This window comes from Veillonella parvula (assembly GCF_024461875.1).
In the GTDB taxonomy this organism is placed as follows: domain Bacteria; phylum Bacillota; class Negativicutes; order Veillonellales; family Veillonellaceae; genus Veillonella; species Veillonella parvula_I.
In genome coordinates, this window is sequence record NZ_JANGAL010000011.1 from 1 (window position 1) to 1,832 (window position 1,832).

The 1,832-nt window shown below is 44.3% G+C and carries 2 protein-coding genes; one reads left to right on the forward strand and one right to left on the reverse strand.

Annotated elements, in window-relative coordinates:
- Positions 1-368: 368 nt before the first annotated feature.
- Positions 369-1,469 carry a YccJ family protein gene (locus NE668_RS10545; RefSeq protein WP_503473794.1) on the reverse strand — a complete coding sequence of 367 codons (1,101 nt, stop codon included), beginning with the start codon at positions 1,467-1,469 and terminating at the stop codon, positions 369-371.
- A 48-nt stretch (positions 1,470-1,517) separates the two neighbouring features.
- Between NE668_RS10545 and NE668_RS10550 the strand changes: the two genes are divergently transcribed.
- A partial coding sequence (locus tag NE668_RS10550) for a hypothetical protein (RefSeq protein WP_256196756.1) occupies positions 1,518-1,832 on the forward strand: 315 nt, incomplete at its 3' end.

Consider the following 1,832-nt stretch of genomic DNA (forward strand, 5'->3'; position numbering starts at 1 on the left):
TTTTGCAGTACAGCAGCCAAGTTTGCTTCAGAAGGCATGCCTAGCGCCTTAACAATGCCCTACAACACTTTTACATAGCCCTAAATAGCCCTAAGTAGCCCTCATGTACGTCTCCTCCAAGCCCTGTTGTCTCTTACCCGGATGTTCAACCAAAAGCTACTTACTACCTTTATTTTATGTTTACTTTTTATAGACTGTCTTTTCATCCTACTCCTTCGCACTTGTCTCTCGCTACCGCGTGCAACAAACACTAAATCAAAACAGTAAAATACTACATCAAAACACATATTCCCTAGAAAAAAAAAATTTCTTACAATATACTATACTACACAATACATAATCACTGACTTTCGTAACAACAATTTCCTTCACTCTCCAACTTCTCTGCTCGAATCTCTACATAGTAATATTATATCAAATCTACCGTCTGGAACATCATCGCTATCCAGCTCTTTGTGAACCGCTACCATCAGCATGTACAGCGGTACCCTCGTGTCATCTGCAGCGAGAACTTCAACGTTTGCCAAATCAAGCCAATGTGGTAACAACCACACCTCCGAAATCTGCTCCAAAAGATACTCCAGTTTCTGCCGAAATGTTTTATTGTAGAACAGCCCTATCAGCATCGACAGGAATGCCGTCCAATGCGGCACTTTAGATGGGGTAACTCCCAGCGCAAGCTGATCTCGCAAGTGCATTCCTAGACTTAATTCATATCTGCTCCTCAACTGTCGATGATGCCTGCTAAACTGCAGCTTGACGTACTGCGGACCCTGCAGTCCAGCGCTCGTCATGGAACGCAAACGCTGAAAAACTCCAACTTTCTCGAGCGCTTCCACAAAGACCGTATCGTCTTTTGCCTCCCATTCTTCCCGGCACTTTTTCTCGTCCCAGTTCAAAAAGTACTGCAGCACCTCTGTCTTCGATTCACGCAAGTTGCTCCATACTTTATAATACAACTCTTTGATCTGCCTTCCAGACATGCGGAAAACTTGGCTCCCTTGCTTGCCTCTTGTCGAATCCAATACACTAATTGTTTCTCTTCTTCTAGTAATGGCCAGGTACCAAGCATAATTTCTCTGTATCTGAGAGTAGATCTCTCTCCTTTTTACGCTAAAAAATTTCAAATACCCTACAGGGTCCCCATGATATGGCTCGATGTCTTCCAAGTATTCTTTGTATTCCTCGTCATTTCGCAGCATTCTCTCCACAGCTAGTGCTTCCCAAGCCATCCTCCGATACGATACTTTCTGGCCAGCCCAACAGACACAGAGCTCGAACATCTTTTGACAGCCCTTGCATAATCCGTATTGTGTGAACACTCCCTCTGGGCAGAAGTATATGTCAATACCATAGAGGAAAAGATGTTTAATTTCGTCAGACCGAAATCCAAGAAACTGTAAGACATTCATATTCTCGGAAGTATTGGGAAATTGTGCTTTCAGTTTCTTTCTCTCTAGCAAAACCATTTGACTCCCTTTCCGCTTATACGACTCTTTGTTAATGTCGGTGACTGGATGGAATCTATTATCCTCAGCATTGCCATCTTTATTGGCGTCCTCCTTGGCACTAGCGTTGGTACTTTCAGTGGTAGTGGCATTAGTGCTGGAGTTGGTGCTAGCAGTGGTAGTAGCACTAGTGTTGGAGTCGGTACTTTCGGTGGTAGTAGCACTAGTGTTGGAGTTGGTACTTTCAGTGGTAGTCGCACTAGTCCTGACGTTGATGCTGGCAGTGGTAGTAGCATTAGTGCTGGAGTTGGTACTTTCAGTGGTAGTCGCACTAGTCCTGACGTTGGTGCTGGAGTTGGTAGTAGCATTAGTGCTGGAGTTGGT